We start from the raw sequence: 17,181 nt of genomic DNA, 5'->3' as shown, positions 1-17,181 counted from the left end.
GTGAGAGTACTTCTCCAATACTACTTAAACTACAATTATCACTTTTGGAGGTATATAGATTATGAAAACAACAAATCGTACAGTACTTGTTACAGGTGCCGCTCAAGGGATCGGATATGCAATTGCACAAGAATTTATCGCAAACGGTGACTATGTAGCAATTTTCGACTTAAATGAAGAAGCTGCAGTTGCTGCTGCTGAAAAATTAGGAAACGCAAAAGGTTACAAAGTGAACGTTGCTGATGAAACTTCAGTTAAAACGGCTATCGACGCTGTAATCGCTGAGCGCGGATCAGTAGACGTAGTGGTAAACAACGCTGGTTTACAATTTATCAGTAAAACAGAAGATTTTCCGGTAGAAAAATGGGATTTATTAAACGATGTTATCTTAAAAGGTACATTCTTAATGACAAAACACTCTTTAAAATCAATGCAAGCTCAAAACTACGGTCGTATCATCAACATCGTATCTGCTCACGGTCGTATTCCGGATGCTTACAAATCAGCTTACTGTGCTGCTAAAGCAGGACAAACTGGTTTCTCTAAAGTAGTCGCATTAGAAAACGCTACAAACGGAATTACTGTTAACTGTATTGAGCCAGGTCCAGTACGTACTGAATTAATCGAAAGACAATTACCTGTTTTAGCAGAAAAGGATGGAACTTCTGTAGAAGAAGCATTAGGCCATCACATCTTGGGTAAACAATGGATCAAGCGTTTACTTGAACCATCTGAAATCGGAAAAACTGCTGTATTCCTAGCTTCTGAAGGTGCTGGAGCCATTACAGGTGAATCAATTCCTGTCACTGGTGGTATGTAATTCCTTTTAGTTGATCATTTAAATATCATATAGGTATTAAAAAACAGACGATGTAGAAAATTCTATATCGTCTGTTTTGATTTATTTAGCATTTTTTGAGATTTTTATCTTTTAACCACGACTTCCTGTAGGGTAAAAAGAACGCACAAGTCGGGTGCGTATGGATGAGCGCACGATTGTAGAACAGTTATTTACTCTATATAGTCAATTAACTTTGCTGGAACTTGCTCAAAAATATAAACTTCAGGGTTATTATAAGGCTTATTATTTAAATAATCTTCAAGAGTTTTCATACTTGCCCAATAATTTTTCATTAAATCTTCCTTTGAAGGCAATCCCTCAATAATACGCCCTTTGCCACCATCATACATGTCTTCAATATAAGCAAATAAATCACTTGTTATATCTCGGTTAAAAACTAAAATTTTATCACTAAACACTGGAAATCGATAATGAGGAGCTTCGTCGACTTCCAAGTCTACTAGGAAAGCAACGTTAAAATCAATCCAATTTGGTAAATTTGCTGGTCTGAACCGCTCAGTTAAATCTGGAAATAGATTAGCACCCTTGGCATACCATTTGGTTGACGTCTTGTAATTTAATCCTTCCTTTAATACGATTTGGGGACTTATATTTTCGTAGATATCTTTGTGAATAATCATATGATATAAAAACAAACGAGTTCCTCCTTTTCTTAAATAAAGGTGCCTAAAAATCCTTAATTAGGCTACGATCTACTTTCATACGTTCAAATGAATAGAATTTTAAATTCTGATTACAAATATGGTCCTCTAATTGCAAACTTAAGAATGTTTTTAGGTTTAACTTGTATATATACATTTTAACTTAATTGTATATATTTGGAAGTATACAGTTAATTAAATCATCTGTATACCATCTAATTGGGAACTTGTTAGATGTTTAAAGACAACGCTAATTTGCAAGTTCATATCTTTTGAAATCTTCTATTTAAGATTATTACAACAATCTGGCCTAATTGTTGCATCAGTTTTAATTAAGCTAAGTGATGTTACCAAACAACGCTTAGGAACGATTTTAATTTAACTATGGGGTAGGGTAGTTGAACAAAAGGTATTTATATAAGGACGTAGAAAGTTAATATAATGTAACTAATTGAATATTGTTAATCTAACGGATAAATTTAAATACATGAAACAGGGGAGTTGAGATAAATAATGCAGACCATTTTTGTGGACTGGGGTGGAAACAGGGTGAAACTTACTTGGATGCCCCAATTGAAATTAACTGAATCATTAAAAGTGACTAGTGTTCATGCAGTATGTATTAAAGATGAGAAAGTACTATTAGCTTATATAAAGGATCGAGGGTTTAATTATCCCGGTGGGCACGTGGAGACTGGTGAGGAAGTAGAAGAAACCATACTACGCGAATCATATGAAGAGGGTTATGTAAAGGGAACAATCAGATACATAGGTTCAATTGAAGTGAGTCATAAAGAAAATCCGTCCTTTGATTCCAGTGGAAAGTATCCATTGATTGCTTATCAAGCTTTTTTTAGAATGGATGTTACCGAATGTTTACCTTTTCTCCGAGAACATGAATCGTCTGCTCGAATTTGGGTAGAACCCTCTGAAGTACCATTTGTAATTAATGATCATGAGCTTTCAAAATTAATCTTAGATGATGCGTTAACCTTATGATTTAGGGTGAATTGAAGAAGAATGGAATTAACGATAGGGGGAGTTAGTAACTTTATTTAAGCAAGTTCAGTTATACTTTTCTAAACAGAGGTGGTTAAGTTGAAAAAATGGAAGTTTGTGATTATAGGGGTTATCGGAATTAGCATAATTGTAGTTATGTACAAGCAACATCAAACAATTCTTGAATATCGACAGATTCCTTACTATTCTTTAGAATTATTGGCTTTTCCAATTGGAAAAGTAATCGAACTTCATGAGAACGATGATAATTATGAAGATGACGAACGAAAGGAAATGCTCGATGATTTAAATGTTATGTTTTCTACGATTTCTAATCGAGCAGGTGTTGGACTCACAACGGAACAAAAGATATATTATAAGTATTACGATGAATACAATGATGCAAGAGCAGATTTTGCTGTTATTTTAGAAAAATATATGGCAGCAGAAACACCTGAACAGCATGAACAAGCATATAAAGCGCTCAAAGAAGTGTATGATGAATATCAACTATTTCTAGAGCAAGCAGAAGAGGATTTAATGCTACCTGACCCTACACTTCAGTAAATGTGATGATTTCTTTATGCACCTTTCATTGTTTCTGAGTGCATTAAAAAGCCACAAACGTTGTTATATTTATCAAAACCTAAATTTAAAAAGATAGAGAAATTAGAGGGCTCTACATATTAGATATATTTCATATGTAGAACCCTTTCTTCTACTAAAGCACCAGTTAGTATAATAAGAATAGAGACGTTTATGCAACAATCGGCACGATTGCTGAATATTAGTAGCTTAAGCTTATTATTAGAAATAAAACACTCGCTATCATTGAGATAATAAAAGCTATTGTCTTATATTTTAATTCCTTAAATGCTGGATCTATATAAAAATAAAAAATAATCCCTAAGCCAAATAGTATCACCATAAAAAACACTCTACTTAGTGTAGTGGGTTGTATTGTAATTGCTTCAGGAATTGAGGCTAATGTGAATATTAATATTAACGGAGTAGTAAGAAAAAAGTACGCCGCTAACATTTTAATATAAGACCATTTCTTGTTCACTAAATTCTTTCTCCTTTTAAATATTTCTTCATACGAATTCCATTAATATTCTACATTAATAAGTTCTAATGTTCTTTAACAATATAAATCAATGAAGGACAACGTGAAAGTATCCAGAGAGGTATTTGGTAACATGGCATAAAAGACATTTATTCCACAATCTGGCCCTTTAATTAAAAGTGACGCGATCCTTATTAAAGTATCGCGCCGATTTTGGAAATTCGTTTTAAGTAAGTCCCCTAAAGGAAAATCCAGACTTTTATTATGTTTAAAAATTTATTATGCAATGAATTTTGCAAACCAAGCAACATAATGTGCTCCTGGAATAAATAGAATTTGAGCAAATAATGTCCCCAAAAGCCTTGAACTCATCATCATAACAGAGGCTCTTTTCAATTCAGAATAATTTCCTTTTTTATTTATTACATCATCAGCTAATATAGAGATTTTAGGATCAATAAATATAATTAATAGCATTGTAGCTATACCATTTATTAAACCGGATGCCATGATTGCAGTTGTTTTGTATTCAGGTACTAACAAACTCGCATACAAAGCTGACAAAACTCCAATTGTATAAACAGCAGTAATGATAATATTAATTATAAATAATTTTAGAGGAATATCTTTTATACCTATTCCTCGTAAATAGGAAAGGCTTGGTTTGCGTATATGCTTGAATCCACGACGTATATACTCAATTGTAAAACCTTTTTTCAATAAAGCGGGGATTGAACCTCTTTCATTAGCTAAATGAATAATGGCTCTAGAAAAAATGGCTACAAAAGTTGGCAAACATATAATGCCTAGTAATGTACCTAGTGAAGCTGAACCTATAAGGAATCGGAATTGATTCTCGACAAATTGTAAAGCATTATCGGCAGGAGCCTTATCTATCAGGCTCCCTGTAAATGGTTGCTGCATCATATTAGAGAGTCTTGAAACCATAACCATTACATTAAAAAGTGACAATGCTGACGCTAATAAACGAACACGAGCTCCAGAAAGTCGCACTGCATACGCTAATGTTTCAATTGAATGAATGATTAATATAAACAAGGCAATCATTATGAGTTTACCTGTTATAAGTTCTATTGCTCACACCTACCAAATCCTTATTTTTACATTTTGACGTTTAAATTGTAAACTAGTTTCATCGAATTCATACAAATCAATACAAAATAACATTCCCAAACAACGCTTTTGGGGACATTTTAATTTAATTTATGGTAAAATAATACAAATTAATAATGAGGTATTAACGTTTAAAGAAGGGGAGGAGTAGATTATAAAGAAAAAGGAAAAATTAAAAATATGGTCAATAATTTTAGTGATATTACTACTAATTGCTGGATTAGTTTTATTTTTTTTAGGACATTATAGTATAGCTTTTATTTTACTTGGGATTTTTGCATTAATTTTAACTGCTATTAGTAATTGGTTACAAACGGAAAATGAAGTTTACGCTCATGAAAAAAACTATAAGAATCATAATAAGTAAAGCTGATGAAAAGTTTATAGTCAGCAATGAATTATAATTATACAAAATAAAATTAAATAACGTTTCCAATGAAAGTATAGGGACACATTAAAAAGGCGCGAACGTAATTAAAACAACGTTTCGCGCCTTTTTTTATGAACATTAGGTTAGGTTATGCAATATTTTATACAGATGATGCAAACCCTGGATGGAACGGTGTTTATACTTGCTGGGCTTGTCTTTAATTTGCATAAAAACTTGTATAGTATATTTCTTATTGTTTTAAATCTGCATCTTTTCTGACGCTACCGCATGGAAAATGTTATTCTGTTGTTTTTTTCAAATCATCAGCAAATTTAGAGGATAGATAATTTAATACTTCCTTAATTTCACGATTTTTCTCTATTATTTCTTTGTTTTTAGCTATCGTTTCCTTTATTTTTAGATGGATTTCATTATCGTAAAGTTCAGGATGGTTTTTTAGTCTTGTATCTAAGTGAGGTACTGATGTCTTACTCTTATCCATATCAAATTAATCCTCCTTTATCCTCTATTATACTGAGGGATATAAATCTTTTCTTTCCCTAAGAAGACTGTAAATTTTAGATTTGAAGTATTAGGGTATTTGACTAATTAAAATAGTTCGCTTACTAGCAGTTAGAGTTTCTCTGCCCACGGACCATCGAAACACTCCACTTGGTAATTCCTTGCCCTACGTTAAATCCTTGAGACGTTTCTAAAGAAATGACTACATGCAATTGTTAGATCATAATTTACTTTGCAAATCCTCTGAAAGCTTAAAGATCATAATGCGTTCCCCAGTTATTGTACTCAAATCACTATAAAAACTCACCACTTCTATACCTGTTATGGTTAGTATTGCTTCTTTTATTCCTTCTACACCCGATTCCACCAAGCTATTTCGCATTTTTTTGACAGATAATAGGCCCTCTTTATCTTGGCATACTGCATATTCAGCAGGTGTTAAGACACCTCCTAACACAACCACCACCATATCTCGCAAGATATCTGATTTAACCGATACTGAACCGCGCCCAAGGTAACTTTTCTCCCAATGAGTTAACACTTTACTGATTTCGGCTTCAAGAGCACCTTTTGTTTTATCCATAATGACTTCTATCCCTTCCATTCCACAATTAATCGTTATACATTTATTTTATAGTCTTTGTTACCTCTAGTTTAACTATAAGCCAAAAGCATATTTCCTCCTAAATAGCACATCTAAGTTTAGTTTCCTATACCATTTCTAACAAGTCCATAGCTTTCATTACTAAGAAAATAAAAAAACCGACAATCCAAAAATAATGGTCTCAAATATCAAACCATTTACTTTTAAAATTGTCGGTTTACTTTTAACTAACCTTATCTAGGTTCTTTAAAATGTCTACCTATTATTTATAATTGTTGTTCTTTTTTCCCTTGTAGATTAATAATCAATGTCCAAAATATTGACTATCAAACTAAGGTAATGAACGGATAAAACTCTATTTATAATATATAATATATAGTTAACTCTCTGTCAAGGTTAAGATAATTAAATTTAATAAGCGCTCAAGTGAAGGCCATTTATTTTATATAATTAAGATATAAAGAAAGTTAGAAGATAATATCTTAAAAGAGACCAAAATTCTACTTTTAAGGGGTCACTACCGAATTGCGTCCGAGTGTTGATTAACGACTGACATTAGTTTTATGCGTTCCGGTAACGTTTTAGGGAGAATTAACATTTTTATTGAAATTGTATATTAATAAGTTGCAATAAAAAAAGGGGAAAAACTTTGAAAAAATTATTAGGTTTAATATTACTATTAATTGGCGCTAAAATAATGAGTATCTATGTTTACGAATTTCATCTTTTATGGCAAATTACAGTGAAATTTATCGGAGTATTTTTATTTATTCAAGGTGGTCTAATTCTTTTCAATAAATCAAAGTAAATTTTGATTCGTACCTATGAGTCAACTTTAAAACATAAGATGCAAAAACCATTCCCAAATGCCGCTTTTGGTGCGTTTTTATATTATAATATTTTCTAGTATTAAACTAATGATTTTAGAAGGTGTTAAATTGAAATGATAGAACTACTAGGTGCATTTTTACTAACAATTTTAGGCTTTACTGTATGCATTGTGGGCATTTTATATATGAGAAAGAATCAAAAAAAAGAACCCTTATCGTTTTTTAAATATTATGTAATCCAAATTGTACTCATATTAATTAGCCTTTTATCTCTTGCTGTGTTTTGGGATGCACTAACAGTAATGCCTAAAATTTTAAAAGGAGAACACGAAATAGTAAAAGGTGCTTGTACAGTTGACTATTGGGAAACTACAAAAGATTCTTATTTAGATATTCTATTTTCAGAAGATGTATTTTTTAGTGTTCCTCCAAAGAATTGGGATAAAGGCTCATTAAAAACTGCGTATTGTGAAGTTACCTATTATGAAGGTTCTGAATTTGGTATACATTACAAAATATACGATAAACAAGATGGTACATTATTGCAGCAAAAATAGTGAGTAAATATCTAATGGCTTATGAGTGTAAAGTGAAACAAAGATTTATAAATAATGCAAAACAAATCTAAAAAACATTCCCAAATCAAAGTTTTGGAACACATTAAAAAGTCACGAATGTTGTTAAATCAACGTTCGTGACTTTTTATGAGAACTATTGTTTATACAGTTTTTTATACATAAGGTGCAAACGTTGATGCAGCAACATTTATACTTGCTGGGCTTGTTCTTTAATTTGCATAAAATTTTGTATAATATATTTCATATCATTGTAAATCTGCATCTTTTCTGACGCTACCCCATGGAAAATGTTATTCAACAACCTGACCCTATAACGGAAAAACGCGATCTTCTCATTGAAGAATCACGCCAGTTTGTTGAAGTTTGGTTTTCTGTGTCCCAAAACTTTTATTTAGAAATGTAATGAAACATTTCTAAATAATAGAGCAGCGACAAGACTATTGTGAGAGATAATCTGATTTATTCTACTACAATAGCTGATATAATAGGGACTCCCATGGAACCTAGTCCCTCATATGTACCGTAAACTGTTATCTCAGCACCATATTTTGTGTCAGCTAATGCGTAATCATCAATTCCATACATACCTGGATCTTTACCTTCTGTTGTAAGTACAAATTCAAATTCGAGACTTTCTTCTGTAACTATTCTAGATACAATACCTTTAGAGAAAACCTTAGTACCTACTTCGACTTTATTTTCGTTAACATCAACAATATCTAATTCGATTGCTTCATTTTTTAATTCTGCCTGTGGTGATTCAACTTCAATTAGTTCTGTGGCTGGTTTTGCTTCTTCGCAAGCTGTAAGTAGTATTACTGATAATGCCCCTAAATATAATAACTTTTTCATATGTAAACCCTGCCTTTCTAATTCTATTTTAGGGTAATATTTTCTAGTTGTATACAAATAAACCATTTTTTGTAACGGGCTTTCTATACACTACTGCACTTGCGCCTTCTAAACAAATCAATGCGATATTTTCACTCCTATTTAAATAGCCCTATAATTGAATAAAGACTTTTCTTATTCAAGAAATGCGCCCTTTAGCTGAAGAAAGCACAAACCAGCTTCTATAAGCTGGTTTAGTTGAAGAGGGTTTTACCCCTGACGTAATATTTTCTGGAACATTTTTGGTTGATGTTTTTCAAAACCTGTTATTAGCCCTTCTCCAAAAATAGTTATGGTTTTTTCCCAAGGGTGTCCTAAATATCCCCATTCAAAATCCTTATGAATAAAGAAATAATAATCTCCATTTGGGAAGACTGGTACCTTCAATTCATCGAATTCATCTTTTTCAAATTCCAAACCTGGATTTATCCAATAACATTCATGTTGCCAATCCAAAGCATAAAGATAATCATCTCGTGATGTATTTTCTTTAAATACAAGTAGTGCTTTTTCTTCCAAGTCATCATAAGCTCCTAAATCATTAGAATATTCAAAATAAATGGAAATATCGTAGGTGATGAAAGGAGTAGGTACTTCAAAAGAAGGGAAATTGGAGGTGCTTGGTTTAAAGTTCAAAACTTCACACATTTTATTCCACACTTTTTCATACTCTGCTTCGGATAATTCAAGCCAATTTTCCATTTAAATACTCTCCTTAACATTCCTTTTTGTATTTCCATTATAACATTTCTTGTTAACCTTACTCGCTTACTATGTTATTCAACAATATGGCACTATAACGAAAAAGCGCAATTTTCTTATTGAAGAATCGTGCCCAATTTGACCTATCAAAATAAATTTAAAAAATGTTGAAACTATTTCTCGTTTTTTCCGTCCGTACAGGGCATTACAAAATCAAGGGGATTTAACGATGAAGAAAATACTTATGTTCATTAGTGGGCTTACACTGGCATGTAGCTTGCCTTTAGGTGTTGCAGCAAACACAAAGCATTGATAGTGAAGCAGATGAATAAATTCGCAGGAAATAAACCGCCCATATGGATGAATTGATCGGTTAGTTTTTCATTGTATTTTATTTATTATCCCGTGTGAAAAACGATCAGTGTAAAGATTTTAAGCCCGCTCCTTAATTAGGAAGTAAGTATTTGTCGATTGGAACGAATGCAACATATGAAAACAAGAATCAAGAGGAATAGGTTATGAATACGATAAGAAAAGCAAATGTCGAGGACGCAGCAACACTGACAGATATAGCTTTTAAAGCAAAAGGCTATTGGGGTTATTCAGATGATTTTATGAATGCATGGAAAGATGCTTTAATAATTACAGTAGAAGATATTCAGTCAAAAGTTATTTATCTGCTTGAAGAAGATAAGGCTATTAAAGGGTTCTATTGTTTGTGCATAGAAACGCAAGAATTAGAAAGCTTATTTGTGGCCCCTACATACATTGGACAAGGCTTAGGGAAAGTTTTATGGGGAAATATTTTACTGAAGGCAACAGAAAATGGATTAAGTAGCTTCCATTTTAATAGTGATCCAAACGCGTATGAATTTTATTTGAAAATGGGTGCAAAAAGAATAATTTATGTTGAATCAACAGTTATTCCAGGGAGAATATATCCTCTTATGGAATATACGCTTACACATCTTCAAACAAAATAATGTTTCCAAATCAAAGTATGGGAACACATTAAAAAGGCGCGAACGTTGTTAAATCAACGTTTCGCTCCTATTTGGAACATTGGTTATGCAGCATTTTTTACAGATGACGAAAACCGTTATGGAACGGTAATTTATACTTGCTAGGCTTGTTCTTTAATTTGCATAAAAACTTGTAGAGTATATTTCTTATCGTTTTAAATCTGCATCTTTTCTGACGCTACCCCATGGAAAATGGTATTCAATAATAGCGCCCTTTAATGGAATAACAAGTTAAACTAACACTTATATTTTTTATAGCTTTTTAGATAAATGGAAATATAATGCTAAGTATCAAATAAACAATTATAATAATAAGCGCAAAGGGGAACTTTTTTTGAAAGGCTTCAATTTGTAAAGGTGTTAATGCATCTTTTTTTAATAGTTTATGGTACTTCCTTAGATTAATTAATATTACAAAAACCAGAATACTAATAATAAAGTAAATAATTCTAAATAGAACAATAAATATTTTGATTCCTCCTAAACTACCCCTTAACCGATTAAAAATAAAAGGTTGCTAATTATTTTAACGTTTTTAATCAGTTTTATTCCAGATAATGGCCCTATAACGGAAAAACGCGATCTTCAAATTGAAGAATCTCGCCCGTTAGTTGAACAAAACAAAGTCTGTGTTGACCTAAATCCACCCAATATTAACAGTATCATCATGAAAGAATTCTATAACATATTTCTGCGTAGGACAATAAAGATATAAATCATTTCCTAACCAGACAATATCTTCAATATTACTTAATAATTCTTCAGTCAATTTAGTTTTTACACATGGATGATTATCGTATCCCCAAAAGATATATATAGGAATTGAAGTATCAAATTCTTTAGAAATTAGAAGGGAAGGAATGCTTTTAATTCCTTGGTCATTTAATTCAACTCGGTTAACAATAGCATTTTTCCAGTCAATTCTGTTCCAAAAAGCAATCGGGAAATTTTCAGAGAAATCTTCTACAATTGAATTAGTGGTATTAGAATCTAGAATTTCAAATAATTCCAATTCGCCGAACACCTCTTGAAGCAGAATCTTTACTTCATTCTCTTTTTGGATCGCTTGTTGAATTATTTCTTTTTGTTTACGTTCCTCTACAATTTCATTTAATCTCTTCTGTCTTTCTTCTTTGTTCACTCTAATTTTCAACTCCTTCCCTATATATTATTTATCAACTAAACTGTCCTGATTTTTTAAGGATATTTCTTTATAATCTCAATTAAATACTAACATAAATATTCAATTTTCTTATTGAGTGTTATTCAACAATCTGGCCCTTTAGCAGAAGAAAACTCAATTCCTATTCAAGAAATACGTCAGATTGTGGAATAAGGGATCGTCATATTTGTGTGGTTTACTACCTTTATACAAAGAAGTTCACAAATACGATTTTGGGTACGGGGGACTTTATTTCTTTCATCGATTGGTTTCAAATATGAGAATGGATTATAATTCAAATAAATCTTATTTGGAGTTAGAAAATGAAAAATAAAAAAACAAAGAAAGACAGGACAACTTTTTTAAAGAGTTATTAGGGCAGCTTACCAGTTCAATATTATTTGAAGTGGCTTGGAACATTTTAATGTTTATTCCTAGAATGATTATTCGTTTAATAAAGCACATTTTATGAGTGAGTGAGTTAGGGACTTTAAGCTAATAAACTGTTATAAACATTCCTTAAACACCCCTTTAGGAGGATTTTGGCTATAATGTGAAGTATTACACCTAACGGACAGTTTAGAAGAAGAACAAGTTTATTTGAAGCGGTCTTATTAATAATTTCATCTATACAGTAAAGGGGGGGTAATTTGAAAATTAAACATTTTAGTATTCTTCTTGTCCTATCGCTATTGCTTTCTGCTTGTAATACTGGAATTGAGCCAAGTGAGCATTTAGGAGAAATATATAGTGTTGCATTGGAATCTATCATGGAACAGGATGAAGCATTAAGTAGTGATATGGAATATATAGCTATCGATATGAGTAATTTCGAGGACGCGGCTGAAAGGGATAAAGAAGAAATTTTAAGCTACTTTAAGGAAAAGTATAAAGTTGAAGTAATGGACGCTACTCTTGAACAACTGAAAGAAAAGGGATTATACAATTCAGATACGATGGGTTTGGATGGCGTACTTCTTAGAATAGAAAAAGTTGATTTTAAGTTCAACAATGAAATCTTTTTTGAGGGTTCCAAGTATCGTTCAGGTTTAGGGGCAGTTGGAGTAGAAGTAAAAGTTCATTATAAAGATAATAAATGGGAATCCAAAGAAGTGAAAATGACTTGGATTAGTTAATTATATGAGAAATAAAGTTCTTAAACACCGCTTTGATAACTTTTCTTTCGAAATTAATCTATATTAATATTAGTTTTAAAATTTTTCTATTAAGGAGCATTTTGTGGAGTCTTTAACTTTATTAATTTACGGAATAAATATCCCACCTCATAAGCATTTACACAAATTAGCAAACAAATTTATTAATCGATTTATGAAAGTAAGACAAACAATAGATTTTACTGACGAGCATTATTACGAGGTTATAGTGGAAGAGCAATCTCTTATTTCGGCTCAAAGAAACTATATAACTGCTCCAATTATTCCTGTTCATAAAAACTACTTACAAAACCTTTTAAAAGTTTATAGCGATTTAAATGCTACTGTGACTTTATGTACGGAAGAACACGAACATCCAGTAGTTTGTTTTAATGATATTGAGTATGAAGGATATTGCTATTATGAATTAAACTCTGATAAAAAAATCTTATTTTTTGGAGTACTTGATACTAAACACGTGATTTTACTTCCTAAACAATCTAATCCAGAGAAACTGATGTTAGAATATATAAAAACTCATTTCGAAACATTACATAACTAATACATCTCAATACAAAATAACGTTCCTAAATGAAAGTTTGGAAACCAAAAAATCCACAATCACTTTTAAATCAGTGTTTGTGGATTTTTTGGTGGAACTTTGTTTATACGTTTTTTTATGTAAGTCGCATAAAACATTGATATTTAGTAGTAGGAATTTGATAATCTCTTCTATGAAAGTCCGTAACGTTCTAAAAGTTCTTCATAGATGCTCCTAAATACGATTTTGGAATCAGGGTTGAAAGGTTACAAAAAGACGGAATATAATTTGTTATAATTTAAAATAAATACAAAAAAGGGGGGTAGTAGCTATGGAGACATTAGTTCCTTTATCATTAATAGGTATTCCACTTTTCTCGATAATCCTTTGCATCAGCATTATTAACTTGCTAAAAATTATAATCCATACTCCAGAACAATCTGTGAAAAAACATACTTTTTTAATTAGTATCAGCGTTGCGTACATATTATTTTCATTTTTGTGTATATTAATCGCCATTGCCGATTCAATTGTGTGGGCATCTCTATAAACGTCCCTAACTGCAGCTTTGGGAACTATCTGTACATAAGCATCAGTTTATTAAAAAAAGGAAATGTACATTTTGAATAGAATAGATAGGAAAGTAGTTAATTCTATTAGCATTATAAATCAATAATTCAACGTTGAATGGAGGAATAATAATGGAATCTAGTATAATTCAAAGAATTGGACAAATAGCAGTCCCAATAAAAAATGTGGAAAGAGCAATTGACTTTTATAAAGAAGTACTTGAGTTGCCACTTCTTTACAATACAGAAAATATGGCATTTTTTGATTGTAACGGGCAACGACTTCTTCTTTCACTACCTGAAAAAAATGAATTTGCAAATTCAAGTTCAGTTATCTATTTTCAGGTAGAAGATATAAAAAAGTCAGTTGAAAAATTGATTGAAAAGGGGGTTTCCTTTATCGACCAACCTCATGTCGTTGCAAAAATGGGAAATACAGAAACATGGATGACATTCTTTAAAGATACTGAAGGAAATACACATGCTTTTATGTGTGAAGTACAAATTTAATTTGTAATAAATTCAGAGCCAATTTGCAGGATTAGATGTTAACCTGCTTTCTAAATGATATTTATAAATTATAACATTTCAACCTTTTCAAAAATCTCTTTATAAAGAACATCTAACTCTTTTTTATCGTTTAAATAGAAATACCAAGCATCCTCTCTGTTAGCATTTATATCGGAAAGATATATTGTCGTATGAGACCCGTTTTTTAAAGATTCCCATCGAGCTGATTCGTATGTAAGCCCACCATTTGTAAATGGAAGATCCGTCTTTTCAGAATCAAAAAAGATAAAGGGGATCTTCGTATTATTATACACTTCGACAAAGCGATCATTTGAAGCTTCTTCAAACATCAATGGTGTAATCATAATTGCATCATAATTTGTTGAAATCTGTACTGTATCTTCGCTAAGTTCTTTTAATGAAATTGATTCAAAATGAATTTTTTCATTATTTAGTTCTGGCAGATCCCCAATTACAGCGATTTCTAAAGGTTCCCCATTATATTTAACTTCCTCTTTTGAACATGCGCTTAGATTTAGTATGAATAGAATAGATATAATACTTAAAATCTTATGTAATTTCATCATAACGCCCCCAATAATTTATGTAATAATATTACCATTTAAGGGTGGTTTTATGTAGTTGCTATTTGAATCGAGTTTGGGAAGGTGATTATTATTTAATAATGAAAGATAAACGTCTTAGATATACTTCAACTAACGGACAGTTTACGGAAATGAGAGGAAGGAGATGACAAATGAAAAAGGGGATTGTTGTATTCATTTTACTATTTATTATTGGGATCCCTATTTATAACATCTATGATTTTATCGAGGTGGAGTTAGATGAATTACCGAAAGGAGAACTTTTATCCGAGCATTCAAAGAAGGCTTTTGTGTAACCAACCTTATTAAAATGTCTCCAACACCGCTTTCGGAACTTTTATATGTATCCAATCTTTTCTAAAATCTTTTGGGTAGTATAATTTAATTCTGGTAAAGAATCTAATGGGAAGTAAGCCAACTCCAAACTTTCTTCATCTTTTTTTATATTTCCGGTTATCTTGCTAGCCTTAAAGATTACAGTGGCATTGTAGATCTCATCCCCATGAGGAAATTTATAATAAAACTCCTTACCAGAAGCTACTCCTAAAATTTCTAAGTGATTTGTAATAAGCCCCGTTTCTTCATACAATTCTTTTTTAGCTGTCTCTTCAAAACTATCGCCCAACTCCATCCCGCCCCCGGGAATTCCCCAATCTTTTGTGTCTGAACGTAATTGTAGTAATAATTCATTCTCCTTACTCATTACAATTATTGCTGAACCAGGAGCAATAATTGGTCTTGTTCCGATAATACTTCTAAGTGATTTAATATAGTTCATCATTTTCTCCTTTTGATTAGAATCTATTCTTCCTTCTACAATTCTTAATAAAGAAAGAGCTCGATTGATGAAGATTTTTTTAAGATGATAATAGTTGTTCAATAACTTCTTGATCTTCAGGGTATGTATAAATTAACTTTGAAATTTCATTACGATTCATCCATGTGATTTCTTCAATTTCTTCGTCTGGGTCATTATATTGAATATCACCACCAGTTATTTCACATAAAAAATATTTTGTTGTTACCTTATATTCTTTTATAATTGTCTTTTTTGTATGTAACTCTTTAACTATCTTAACTTCATAACCAGTTTCTTCTGCAACTTCGCGTATGCAAGCTTCCTCTACGGTTTCGCCATCTTCTACTCCCCCTGAAGGTATGCTCCAACTATTTGAATCTATTGTACGTATCATTAATACACGATTGTCTCTAATTATAATAGCTGAGGCACCATTCCAAAGCTTGTATTGCATAACCTCAACCTCCTATATTTTGTTATTTATTGTTGATTATAACACTATTTTTTTAACATCAGATATATTATGAAATGGTACCAACCGATTCTTTGATAATGAATTTAATGTTATAATATTTACCTTAAATGCCAAATTGGAGGGTATGTATGAAAAGTTTTGGGGAGCGTAATTATGATTTGAATTATTGGAAAAGAACTGGAGCATATGCTGTTATTCAAAATGACCATCGACAATTTTTATGTGTAGAAGATATCGACGGAAATTTATTTTTAGTTGGGGGAGGAGTAGAAGAAAAAGAATCTCCTGAACTTGCATTATTAAGAGAAAGTATTGAAGAAACAGGTCATGAAATCCAAATCGTTGAAGTTATAGGTAAAGCGGAAAGACATTGGGTTTCAGAAAAATATCCCAAAGATTCTCAGCATAATATTGGAATACTTTACGTTTGTGAACTACTAGAAAAGGTAGCTGAACCGATTGAAAAAGAAACAATGCGTTGGGTCGAATTCAATTATTTAGAAAAGCATCTTTTCCATGAACATCATTTATACTTAATAAAACAGTATTTAAATATTGCCTAATTAATATAAAACTTTATACATAAAACATTCCTCAATGCCACTTTAATCACATTTTAATACAATCATATTCCCGATTATAGGAACCAAAACCCCTAATTCGATTGAATAAGGGGTTTATTAACACCTAAAGATAAAAACTTCTAAGCTTTTATTACTTGTTTTCGAATACCGTTATTTCTTTAGCTATGAATGTTAGCCTTTCAGAAACAGCGATTACTTTTATTGGTTCTTCCATAGATACTGAAACCTCATTATTTTCAGCTAATTCCTCAAATGTTAATGCATCGCCAGCTTGAGTTTTAATCATCGTTTCGTCGGTTATTTTAATAGCACAAGAATAACCGATATCATCTTTGCTCTTATCTAATTTTCTAACTAAATCTGAACATTCAATATTGATGTGATCTGCTTCAATAGATTTTATTTCACCGTAAATTGAATGTGTTTCATTTGAACAAGCAGTTAACAAAATGAGACTTATTATTAAAATGAATTGCTTCATACCTAAGCACCTCCACTGTTTAATATTTCGGATACGTATTGTTATTATCCTTCGTTTTGATTGCAGTTTGGTAAATGCTA

22 protein-coding genes are annotated in these 17,181 nt (G+C 31.5%); 11 read left to right on the top strand and 11 right to left on the bottom strand.

What is annotated here, in order from left to right; genetic code table 11:
• Positions 1 to 61 precede the first annotated feature (61 nt).
• On the top strand, positions 62 to 820 hold the full coding sequence (locus tag MHB58_RS16140) for an SDR family oxidoreductase (RefSeq protein ID WP_008405375.1): 759 nt from the start codon (positions 62 to 64) through the stop codon (positions 818 to 820).
• A 191-nt stretch (positions 821 to 1,011) separates the two neighbouring features.
• Here the strand turns inward: MHB58_RS16140 and MHB58_RS16135 are convergent, their stop codons facing one another.
• On the bottom strand, positions 1,012 to 1,497 hold the full coding sequence (locus tag MHB58_RS16135) for a hypothetical protein (protein WP_340735598.1): 486 nt from the start codon (positions 1,495 to 1,497) through the stop codon (positions 1,012 to 1,014).
• Between the two features lie 519 nt (positions 1,498 to 2,016).
• On the opposite strand from MHB58_RS16135, the gene MHB58_RS16130 reads away from it, so the two are divergent.
• Positions 2,017 to 2,502 (top strand): NUDIX domain-containing protein, encoded by a 486-nt coding sequence (locus MHB58_RS16130; RefSeq protein WP_340735597.1) that lies wholly within the window; start codon positions 2,017 to 2,019, stop codon positions 2,500 to 2,502.
• Between the two features lie 99 nt (positions 2,503 to 2,601).
• Positions 2,602 to 3,069 (top strand): hypothetical protein, encoded by a 468-nt coding sequence (locus MHB58_RS16125; protein ID WP_340735596.1) that lies wholly within the window; start codon positions 2,602 to 2,604, stop codon positions 3,067 to 3,069.
• A gap of 778 nt (positions 3,070 to 3,847) precedes the next feature.
• Here the strand turns inward: MHB58_RS16125 and MHB58_RS16120 are convergent.
• The 3 genes from MHB58_RS16120 to MHB58_RS16110 all read right to left on the bottom strand — a co-directional run bounded on the left by MHB58_RS16120 (position 3,848) and on the right by MHB58_RS16110 (position 6,177).
• Positions 3,848 to 4,636 (bottom strand): lipid II flippase Amj family protein, encoded by a 789-nt coding sequence (locus tag MHB58_RS16120; protein WP_008405370.1) that lies wholly within the window; start codon positions 4,634 to 4,636, stop codon positions 3,848 to 3,850.
• Positions 4,637 to 5,370: 734 nt separating this feature from the next.
• The gene (locus tag MHB58_RS16115; protein WP_014822884.1) at positions 5,371 to 5,574 is read right to left on the bottom strand and encodes a hypothetical protein; all 204 of its coding nucleotides are present in this window, start codon (positions 5,572 to 5,574) and stop codon (positions 5,371 to 5,373) included.
• A gap of 240 nt (positions 5,575 to 5,814) precedes the next feature.
• A complete protein-coding gene (locus MHB58_RS16110) occupies positions 5,815 to 6,177 on the bottom strand; it encodes a DUF2294 domain-containing protein (protein ID WP_039966741.1) in 363 nt (120 codons plus the stop codon).
• Positions 6,178 to 6,847: 670 nt separating this feature from the next.
• On the opposite strand from MHB58_RS16110, the gene MHB58_RS16105 reads away from it, so the two are divergent.
• Together MHB58_RS16105 and MHB58_RS16100 are read left to right on the top strand one after the other, a co-directional pair.
• Positions 6,848 to 7,006 (top strand): hypothetical protein, encoded by a 159-nt coding sequence (locus MHB58_RS16105; protein ID WP_340735595.1) that lies wholly within the window; start codon positions 6,848 to 6,850, stop codon positions 7,004 to 7,006.
• 135 nt (positions 7,007 to 7,141) lie between these two features.
• Positions 7,142 to 7,585, top strand: a complete 444-nt coding sequence (locus MHB58_RS16100; RefSeq protein ID WP_008405362.1) for a hypothetical protein — start codon at positions 7,142 to 7,144, stop codon at positions 7,583 to 7,585.
• Positions 7,586 to 8,065: 480 nt separating this feature from the next.
• On the opposite strand, the gene MHB58_RS16095 is transcribed toward MHB58_RS16100, so the two are convergent.
• Positions 8,066 to 8,458: a hypothetical protein gene (locus MHB58_RS16095; RefSeq protein WP_340735594.1), complete on the bottom strand. Its 393-nt coding sequence runs from the start codon at positions 8,456 to 8,458 to the stop codon at positions 8,066 to 8,068.
• Between the two features lie 249 nt (positions 8,459 to 8,707).
• Positions 8,708 to 9,199 (bottom strand): DUF2716 domain-containing protein, encoded by a 492-nt coding sequence (locus tag MHB58_RS16090; RefSeq protein ID WP_065216823.1) that lies wholly within the window; start codon positions 9,197 to 9,199, stop codon positions 8,708 to 8,710.
• Between the two features lie 518 nt (positions 9,200 to 9,717).
• On the opposite strand from MHB58_RS16090, the gene MHB58_RS16085 reads away from it, so the two are divergent.
• Positions 9,718 to 10,182 carry a GNAT family N-acetyltransferase gene (locus MHB58_RS16085; protein WP_065216824.1) on the top strand — a complete coding sequence of 155 codons (465 nt, stop codon included), beginning with the start codon at positions 9,718 to 9,720 and terminating at the stop codon, positions 10,180 to 10,182.
• Between the two features lie 676 nt (positions 10,183 to 10,858).
• Here MHB58_RS16085 and MHB58_RS16080 read toward each other — a convergent pair.
• Entirely contained in the window at positions 10,859 to 11,362 is a 504-nt protein-coding gene (locus MHB58_RS16080) for a CDI toxin immunity protein (RefSeq protein ID WP_014822892.1), read from the bottom strand.
• 671 nt (positions 11,363 to 12,033) lie between these two features.
• Between MHB58_RS16080 and MHB58_RS16075 the strand changes: the two genes are divergently transcribed.
• From MHB58_RS16075 to MHB58_RS16065, 3 genes are all read left to right on the top strand, one after another.
• Entirely contained in the window at positions 12,034 to 12,519 is a 486-nt protein-coding gene (locus MHB58_RS16075; RefSeq protein ID WP_340735593.1) for a peptide ABC transporter substrate-binding protein, read from the top strand.
• Positions 12,520 to 12,622: 103 nt separating this feature from the next.
• Positions 12,623 to 13,099: a hypothetical protein gene (locus MHB58_RS16070; RefSeq protein ID WP_340735592.1), complete on the top strand. Its 477-nt coding sequence runs from the start codon at positions 12,623 to 12,625 to the stop codon at positions 13,097 to 13,099.
• A gap of 680 nt (positions 13,100 to 13,779) precedes the next feature.
• Positions 13,780 to 14,157: a VOC family protein gene (locus tag MHB58_RS16065; RefSeq protein WP_014822896.1), complete on the top strand. Its 378-nt coding sequence runs from the start codon at positions 13,780 to 13,782 to the stop codon at positions 14,155 to 14,157.
• Positions 14,158 to 14,225: 68 nt separating this feature from the next.
• On the opposite strand, the gene MHB58_RS16060 is transcribed toward MHB58_RS16065, so the two are convergent.
• Entirely contained in the window at positions 14,226 to 14,741 is a 516-nt protein-coding gene (locus tag MHB58_RS16060; RefSeq protein ID WP_014822897.1) for a hypothetical protein, read from the bottom strand.
• A gap of 173 nt (positions 14,742 to 14,914) precedes the next feature.
• On the opposite strand from MHB58_RS16060, the gene MHB58_RS16055 reads away from it, so the two are divergent.
• Positions 14,915 to 15,058 (top strand): hypothetical protein, encoded by a 144-nt coding sequence (locus tag MHB58_RS16055; RefSeq protein ID WP_014822898.1) that lies wholly within the window; start codon positions 14,915 to 14,917, stop codon positions 15,056 to 15,058.
• A gap of 41 nt (positions 15,059 to 15,099) precedes the next feature.
• Here MHB58_RS16055 and MHB58_RS16050 read toward each other — a convergent pair whose 3' ends face one another.
• On the bottom strand, positions 15,100 to 15,540 hold the full coding sequence (locus MHB58_RS16050; protein WP_014822899.1) for an NUDIX hydrolase: 441 nt from the start codon (positions 15,538 to 15,540) through the stop codon (positions 15,100 to 15,102).
• A gap of 79 nt (positions 15,541 to 15,619) precedes the next feature.
• On the bottom strand, positions 15,620 to 16,015 hold the full coding sequence (locus MHB58_RS16045; RefSeq protein ID WP_014822900.1) for an NUDIX hydrolase: 396 nt from the start codon (positions 16,013 to 16,015) through the stop codon (positions 15,620 to 15,622).
• A 149-nt stretch (positions 16,016 to 16,164) separates the two neighbouring features.
• Here MHB58_RS16045 and MHB58_RS16040 point away from each other — a divergent pair, with 149 nt between their 5' ends.
• The gene (locus MHB58_RS16040; RefSeq protein WP_014822901.1) at positions 16,165 to 16,599 is read left to right on the top strand and encodes an NUDIX hydrolase; all 435 of its coding nucleotides are present in this window, start codon (positions 16,165 to 16,167) and stop codon (positions 16,597 to 16,599) included.
• 151 nt (positions 16,600 to 16,750) lie between these two features.
• Here the strand turns inward: MHB58_RS16040 and MHB58_RS16035 are convergent, their stop codons facing one another.
• Positions 16,751 to 17,101: a hypothetical protein gene (locus tag MHB58_RS16035; protein ID WP_014822902.1), complete on the bottom strand. Its 351-nt coding sequence runs from the start codon at positions 17,099 to 17,101 to the stop codon at positions 16,751 to 16,753.
• Positions 17,102 to 17,181 lie beyond the last annotated feature (80 nt).

Source organism: Solibacillus sp. FSL K6-1554 (genome assembly GCF_038005185.1).
In the GTDB taxonomy this organism is placed as follows: Bacteria; Bacillota; Bacilli; order Bacillales_A; family Planococcaceae; genus Solibacillus; species Solibacillus silvestris.
Note: the sequence above shows the minus strand (reverse complement) of the source record. Positions and strands in the feature narration are given on the sequence as shown.